The sequence below is a fragment of the Ewingella sp. S1.OA.A_B6 genome, from assembly GCF_049889095.1.
Taxonomy (GTDB): domain Bacteria; phylum Pseudomonadota; class Gammaproteobacteria; order Enterobacterales; family Enterobacteriaceae; genus Ewingella.
In genome coordinates, this window is record NZ_JBLJFK010000012.1 from 114,911 (window position 1) to 122,464 (window position 7,554).

Genomic DNA, 7,554 nt, shown 5'->3' on the forward strand with positions numbered 1-7,554 from the left:
AGCCTGCGGGTTGCCCTTTTTATTAGCGGCTATATTTGTAAACTCAATATTTCAAAACTCCCTGATCGCTGTTAATAAATGAACTATCGTTTCATTTATATCGAACCGATATTCAATAATTAGACGTTGATCGTCCACATCTTCATTTTTTTGCCATAAAGTCAGAGTGGGTGGCAAAACCAGAAAGGCTTTAATTGCGACCCATCGCTAATTTGAATCATGGCAGAACGGTCATTGTCCGTTCGCATTTTGCCAAAGCTTATTGGTGATTCACTCAGGGGAATGATGGCAATGAAAACACGGAAAATAGGGTTACTGAATTATCTGGCCTACGGCTCCGGGGACTTTCTCGGCGCGGGGACTACGGCACTGACCGCTGCGTGGCTTCTCTATTTCTACACCACTTTTTGTGGCCTGAGCCCTATCGAAGCCACATTCATTTTCGCCACCGCCCGCGTTGCGGATGCCGTTCTCAGCCCGCTGATGGGGTATCTCACCGATAACTTTGGTGGAACCTGGCTTGGTAAGCGCTTTGGCCGTCGCAAATTCTTTATTCTGCTCGGTATTCCCTGCGTCTTTAGCTACAGCTTCATGTGGGTCGGGGATATGGGATATGTCTACTATCTGCTGACCTACTTGCTGTTCGACATTGTCTACACCATGATCCTGGTGCCTTATGAAACACTGGTGCCGGAAATGACCGACGATTTCAAACAGAAAACCAAGTTCTCCGGTGCCCGTATTGCCCTGGCACAACTTTCAGCTATTTTGGCCGCTTTTCTGCCCGGAATTCTGCTTTCGCATCTCGGTAAAGATAATCCGATTTCTTTCTTCTACTCGAGCCTGGTGTTCTCGGTGATATGCGCGCTGGTACTGATTCTGGTTTACCTCTTTACCTGGGAGCGCCCGGAGGAGCTTAAGTCGGAGGCGATGTTAAAGATTGATCGCGAACGTCAGCAGTTGACGCTGGCACAAAGCCTGAAACGTCTGAAAATGGAGCTCTCTTCCACGCTACGCATTAAGATTTTCCGTCAGCACCTTGGTTTGTACCTTGGTGGCTACATCGCCCAGGATGTTTTCAATGCGGTATTCACCTATTACGTGGTGTTCGTACTAATGCAAAGCGCCACCGTAGCATCAAATCTGATGGGCATGATGGCTATTCTGCAATTTGTGGCAGTCATCGCTATGATCCCGCTCTGCATCCGCTTCGGGCCTGCGCCTTCTTACCGGCTGGCCGTCACTCTGTTCGGGCTGGCCGTTATCTCTTACGGTGTTCTCTATTTCACCAACATGAGCGACTCCATGTCACTGTTGCTGTTGATCTCAGCATTGGCAGGGCTGGGACGCGGCGGTATTAATTACGTGCCGTGGAACATTTATACCTATATTGCTGATGTTGACGAAACCATTACCGGCCAGCGTCGCGAAGGGATTTTCGCCGGAGTGATGACGCTCACCCGTAAAGCTTCGCAAGCTGGGGCGGTGATGCTGGTGGGGATTATTTTGCAACTGGCCGGTTTTGTCTCAGGCAGAAGCGAACAGTTGCCTTCGGTTGGCCACACCATTCTGGGCGTACTGACGGTGGGCTCGCTGGTGATGTTGACGATGGGTTTCATTATTTCTCTTTATTTTCGTCTCAATCTGAAAACTCACGGCGTGCTGGCAAAGGAAACTCAGAAGATGCGAGACGCCAACCGTATCGTGCCGGAGCAAATCACGCCGGAGGACCGGGCTACGGTTGAAGTGCTGACGGGGATGAAATACGAATCACTGTGGGGCAATAACAACATTGGCTATTTGCATCGCCACAATCAGCCACCGCAAAAACTAACCCGCGAAACTGCTTCCGATTTGTCGGTACAACAACCCGGCCACCATTTATAAATCAAGGAGAACATCATGCAGGTTTTTGACGTTAAGCACAGCGCATTGCTGAGGCAGCCAGAGCACTTTATTTCACGCAATGAGTTACAGGGATTGATCCGCAAGGTGACTGACAATCTGGTGAATATCGAAGATAAAACCGGAGAATTTCTGCTGCACCTTGATGATGGACGGGTGATTGATACCAAAGGCTGGGCTGGCTGGGAGTGGACTCATGGCATCGGCCTGTACGGAATTTATCAGTATTATCAGCAAACTGGCGACGAGAAGATGCGTGCCATTATTGATAACTGGTTTACTGCGCGTCTGGCTGAAGGAACGCCGACCAAAAACGTCAATACCATGAGCCCTTTCCTGACGCTGGCCTACCGCTACGAAGAAACCGGCAATCCGTTATGGCGTCCTTATCTTGAGCGCTGGGCGGAATGGGTAATGTACGAGATGCCTCGTACCGATAAAAAGGCGATGCAGCACATTGTTTATAACAATGAAAACCATCAGCAAATGTGGGATGACACGCTGATGATGAGCGTATTGCCGCTGGCAAAAATCGGTAAGCTGTTGGGTAAACCTGAGTATGTTGAAGAGGCAACTTATCAGTTTTTGGTTCATGTGCAATATCTGATGGATCGTGAAACGGGTTTATGGTTCCACGGTTGGACGTTCGATGGTCATCATAATTTCGCCAACGCGCGCTGGGCACGCGGCAACAGTTGGCTGACTATTGCGATCCCTGAGTTCCTGGAGTTGGTTGATTTACCGAAGAACAACGCCACTCGCCGCTATTTATTGCAAGTGCTGGAAAGTCAGGTTGCGGCACTGGCGAAATGTCAGGATGACGGTGGCCTGTGGCACACGTTGCTTGATGACCCGCAGTCTTATCTGGAAAGTTCTGCGACTGCTGGTTTCGCCTACGGAATATTGAAAGCGGTGCGTAAGCGTTATATCGATGCCTCTTATGCACCGATGGCGGAGAAAGCTATTCAGGGCGTGATTAAAAATATCAATCCGGCTGGCGAATTGACGCAAACCTCGTTCGGTACGGCAATGGGATCGAATTTGGATTTCTATCGTAAAATTGCGCTCACTTCTATGCCGTACGGGCAGTCGATGGCGATTTTGTGTCTGTCGGAGTATCTGCGGGTGTATCTGTAAAACTGGCTTTGATTCTGTCTTAATAAAAATGGGCACGCCGAGGTGCCCATTTTCTATGTTAAGCCTTCGCTGGTCAGATTTTTTCCAGCAACACGCCGCACTCCATGTGGTGCGTGTATGGGAACTGATCAAACAGTGCAAGCCTGGTCAGGCGATGGGTCTGACTTAGTGCTTCGAGATTGGCGCTCAGTGTTTCAGGGTTGCAGGAGATATAAAGGATGCGGTCGTAGCCCTGAACCATTTTTAGCGTATCTTCATCCAGCCCGCTGCGCGGGGGATCGACGAAAATAGTGTTGCAGTTGTAGCCGGTCAGTTCGATGTCTTTCAGCCGACGGAATTCGCGCACACCGTTCATCGCCTGCGTGAAATCTTCAGCGGCCATACGGATAATTTGCACATTGTCGATATGGTTAGCCGCAATGTTGTACTGCGCCGCAGCGACCGATGGCTTGGCAATTTCTGTCGCCAGCACGCGGTTAAAGTTACGCGCCAGCGCCAGCGAAAAGTTACCGTTACCGCAATACAGCTCCAGCAAGTCACCGGTTGACCCTTCGGTCACATCCAGCGCCCACTCAAGCATCTGAATATTCATCTCGGCATTTGGCTGGGTAAAGCTGTTCTCTACCTGGCGGTAAATCATGTCGCGACCGGCTACGGGTAACACTTCATCAATATAGTCCTGATCGAGCATGATTTTGGTTTTGGACGCACGGCCAATAAGTTGAATATCAAAACCTTGTTCGCGTAGTTGATCGCGAAGCACCGTGGCGGCTTGTGTCCACTCATCATCCAGTTTGCGGTGGTAAAGCAGTGAAGCGATAATTTTACCACTGCGCGTGGATAAATAATCAATTTGGAAGATCTTACGGCGCAGCACTGGTTCTTGTTTAATCTCCGAGATCAGTAGCGGCATCAAACGGTTGATGATCTCGCTGGCGGCAGGAAACTGATCTACCCGAACGCGGGCTTTGGTTTGCTGATCAAACATGATGTGGTACAGGTCACCTTCGTCATGCCAGACGCGGAATTCGGCACGCATACGGTAATGGCTTACTGGTGAACGAAAAACCTTTGCAGCCGGTGCCTGAAAAGGCGACATCATCGCCGTGAGACGTGCGGTCTTTTCCGCCAGTTGATCGTCATATTGTTCAGTGGGCAAGTTTTCGGGCGTCATCGGTTATCTCGTCTAACTGGGAATAAATGGGCGAACTTTGCGGGAGATTGTAGGGAATGTGCCCATGATGTCCAGTCTTAACCGCCGTAATTAAGGTATTGCCTATCCATAGCTACGGATGTCTGGATTTCCAGATAGGTTGATCGTAGGATGCTATTTGGCCTCAATGAATGAGTTAAAAGGGAATCCGGTGTGAATCCGGAACTGGCGCGCAGCGGTATGGGGAAGGCACGGCGATAGCATTCTTATTTTGCAGACACTGTCTTTTTCTTTTCCTTTATCCCTATTTATAGGAAGAGAAAAGATGGGAAGTCATCGCCCGGTGGCGGTTTATTATTTCTTTCTGTTTTTCTTTAATAGAAATAGACCAACAAATCCTAAGTCCGAAAACCTGCCTATATTACGTCGCAACTTCACTGTCGTCGCGAAAACGCTAGTGTCTTTCTGCGGCATCCGCTAATTAAGTTTGGATGCTCGATTCATGACAATTAAAAAGCACGCGCTGCTGACGGTATTATCTGTCACGGCTTTTTCTGGTTGGGCGCAAGACAGTATCCCTTCTTCGGATAACAGCGAGAATCTTGTTGTTACCGCTAACCGTTTTCCTCAGCCTGTTTCATCCATATTAGCACCTATGGATATTGTCACCCGTGACGATATTGATCGTTGGCAATCGACGTCGGTGGTGGATGTTTTACGCCGTTTGCCGGGTGTGGATATTGCACAGAATGGGGGAATGGGGCAGCAAAGTTCTTTATTCGTTCGCGGAACCAATTCCAGTCATACACTCGTTCTTATGGACGGTGTGCGTTTAAATCAGGCGGGCGTGTCTGGCGCGGTTGATCTTAGCCAAATTCCCATTTCCCTGGTGCAGCGTATTGAGTTTATTCGTGGCCCGCGTTCTGCAGTGTATGGCTCTGATGCCATCGGTGGCGTGGTTAACATTATTACCACCCGCGATAAACTCGGCACTACGCTGACGACGGGCATAGGTTCTAACGGCTATCAAACCTATGGTGGCTCTACGCAGCAAAGGCTTGGAGAAGACACAACGGTAACGTTGGCAGGGAACTACACCTATACCAAAGGTACCGATGTGGTGGCCAACTTGCCGGATAACTATGGTGATCCGCGGCAGCCGGATCGTGACGGTTTCATGAGTAAAACCTTGTGGGCAGGGCTTGAGCACCAATTCAACGAGCAGTTCAGCGGTTTTGCCCGCGCTTATGGTTTTGATAACCGTACAGCTTATGACGGTACCTACAGTTTCGCCGATCCCGAACATCTTGATGCGTTGCCTGATACTCGACAACTATATAGCCGGACCTATGATACCGGGCTGCGTTTCCATGAAGGGATTTATTCCACGCAGGTCAGTGGTAGCTATAGCAATACCAAAGACTATAACTATGATCCGAAATACGGCCCGTATTCAGCTTCAGCGACCCTTGATGATTCTGATCAGTACAACCTTCAATGGGGTAACACCTTCCAGGTAGGGCAGGGAACTGTCAACGCGGGAGCTGACTGGCAGAAACTCAGCACCCAGCCGGGGACCAACTTCATCACCGATGGGTATAACCAGCGCAACACCGGTTTGTATGTCACGGCACAACAGAAAGTCAGTGATTTCACTTTCGAAGGCGCCGTGCGTAATGACGATAATTCACAATTTGGCTCACACGGCACCTGGCAGAGTAGCGCGGCGTGGGAGTTCATTGACGGATACAGATTCATTGCTTCCTACGGCACAGCCTTTAAAGCACCGAATCTTGGTCAACTTTATGGCAGCTTCGGTGGTAATCCCGATCTTAAGCCGGAAGAGAGTAAAGAGTGGGAAGGTGGGTTGGAAGGGCTGACCGGTGGTTTAAACTGGCGTTTATCAGCCTATCGTAACGATATTGATCAGATGATCAGTTATTACAGCCAGCAGCAAGGTTATTACAACGTCGACAAGGCAACGATTAAAGGGGTCGAATGGACCGGCTCTTTCGATACCGGCTCGTTGCGCCATCAGATCACGCTGGAATATTTAGATCCGCGTAATGCCGAGACCAACGAACTCTTGTTGCGCCGTGCCAAACAGCAGGCGAAATACCAGCTGGATTGGATGGTGGCTGATTTCGACTGGTCGATCAATTATCAATATCTTGGCGAACGCTACGACACTAACTTTAATACCAACGAGAACGTTAAGCTGGGTGGTGTAAGTCTATGGGATCTGGCGGTGTCATATCCCGTTACGTCACATCTAACCGTTCGTGGTAGAATTGCCAACCTCTTTGATAAAGATTACGAGACGGTTTATGGCTACGAAACACCAGGACGTGAATACTATCTCACTGGAAGCTATACCTTCTGATCTAGCGATAATTCCCGACCGTCCGACGGTGCTGGTGTTTGACTCCGGCGTCGGCGGATTGTCGGTTTATCATGAAGTCCGGCAGATGCTGCCGGATCTTCATTATATATATGCCTTCGATAATGTGGCTTTCCCGTATGGCGAGAAGTCTGAAGAGTTCATCGTTGAGCGTGTGGTCGAGATAGTCAATGCAGTCGCCAAACGTCATCCCCTTTCTATTATTGTTATCGCCTGCAATACGGCCAGCACTGTTTCCCTTCCTGCGCTGCGTGCGAAGTTCGCTTGCCCGGTCATTGGTGTCGTCCCTGCCATTAAGCCTGCAGCAAAATTAACCCGTAATGGTGTCATCGGCTTGTTGGCAACGCGCGCCACCGTACAACGTCCTTATACTCACGACTTAATCGCCCGCTTTGCAACGGATTGTAAAATCTTGCTGCTGGGCTCTGCCGAGCTGGTTGAAATCGCCGAAGCGAAGTTACATGGTGCTGCTGTGTCATTGCCGGTATTGCAGAGAATCCTTCAGCCGTGGCTGCGCATGAAAGAGCCGCCAGACACTGTAGTGCTTGGTTGCACTCATTTTCCATTATTGAATGAGGAACTGATGCAGGTCTTACCGGATGGCACAAGGTTGATTGATTCTGGTTCAGCCATTGCGCGTCGCGCACTCTGGTTGATTGAAACGACTTATCAGAAAATTCCAGCGAAGAAAGAGGGCGTTGAAATAGAGTGTCTGGCTTATTGCATGGCGATAACGGCTGAGACGGAAACCTTGCTGCCTGTTTTGCAGACATTTGGCTTCAAAAATATCCAAAAGTTGTCGCTTTAAACATCTTCTGTTGAAAGATTCAGCGGTCAGTAATTTATTTGAAATTAGGGGTTGCGGCCTTCTGAGAACTCCCTATAATGCGCCTCCACTGACCGGGAACAACGATTGCGAAGTCGCCTGATTGGGAAGAAAAAAGAAGAATGTTCGAAT

Annotated in this window: 5 protein-coding genes and 1 riboswitch; of the genes, 4 read left to right on the top strand and 1 reads right to left on the bottom strand. The window is 49.4% G+C overall.

Features of this window, described 5'->3' with window-relative positions; translation table 11 throughout:
* Positions 1-291: 291 nt before the first annotated feature.
* Entirely contained in the window at positions 292-1,887 is a 1,596-nt protein-coding gene (locus tag ACMV8I_RS18045; protein ID WP_498866577.1) for an MFS transporter, read from the top strand.
* A 15-nt stretch (positions 1,888-1,902) separates the two neighbouring features.
* Positions 1,903-3,042 (top strand): beta-galactosidase BglB, encoded by a 1,140-nt coding sequence (bglB, locus tag ACMV8I_RS18050; protein WP_498866578.1) that lies wholly within the window; start codon positions 1,903-1,905, stop codon positions 3,040-3,042.
* Positions 3,043-3,115: 73 nt separating this feature from the next.
* Here the strand turns inward: bglB and trmA are convergent, their stop codons facing one another.
* On the bottom strand, positions 3,116-4,216 hold the full coding sequence (gene trmA / locus ACMV8I_RS18055; RefSeq protein WP_498866579.1) for a tRNA (uridine(54)-C5)-methyltransferase TrmA: 1,101 nt from the start codon (positions 4,214-4,216) through the stop codon (positions 3,116-3,118).
* 141 nt (positions 4,217-4,357) lie between these two features.
* Positions 4,358-4,630, top strand: a riboswitch (cobalamin riboswitch).
* A gap of 67 nt (positions 4,631-4,697) precedes the next feature.
* Between trmA and btuB the strand changes: the two genes are divergently transcribed.
* Both btuB and murI read left to right on the top strand, forming a co-directional pair.
* The gene (btuB, locus tag ACMV8I_RS18060) at positions 4,698-6,578 is read left to right on the top strand and encodes a TonB-dependent vitamin B12 receptor BtuB (RefSeq protein WP_498866580.1); all 1,881 of its coding nucleotides are present in this window, start codon (positions 4,698-4,700) and stop codon (positions 6,576-6,578) included.
* Complete coding sequence (murI, locus tag ACMV8I_RS18065) at positions 6,523-7,404, top strand: glutamate racemase (RefSeq protein WP_498866581.1); 882 nt, start codon at positions 6,523-6,525, stop codon at positions 7,402-7,404. Before btuB ends, murI begins: the two co-directional genes overlap by 56 nt.
* Positions 7,405-7,554 lie beyond the last annotated feature (150 nt).

Bases quoted from the DNA above. Each gene is read 5' to 3' on its own strand.
- ACMV8I_RS18045 (WP_498866577.1), top strand. From the start codon at position 292: ATGAAAACACGGAAAATAGGGTTACTGAATTATCTGGCCTACGGCTCC.
- bglB (WP_498866578.1), top strand. From the start codon at position 1,903: ATGCAGGTTTTTGACGTTAAGCACAGCGCATTGCTGAGGCAGCCAGAG.
- trmA (WP_498866579.1), bottom strand. From the start codon at position 4,216: ATGACGCCCGAAAACTTGCCCACTGAACAATATGACGATCAACTGGCG.
- btuB (WP_498866580.1), top strand. From the start codon at position 4,698: ATGACAATTAAAAAGCACGCGCTGCTGACGGTATTATCTGTCACGGCT.
- murI (WP_498866581.1), top strand. From the start codon at position 6,523: ATGGCTACGAAACACCAGGACGTGAATACTATCTCACTGGAAGCTATA.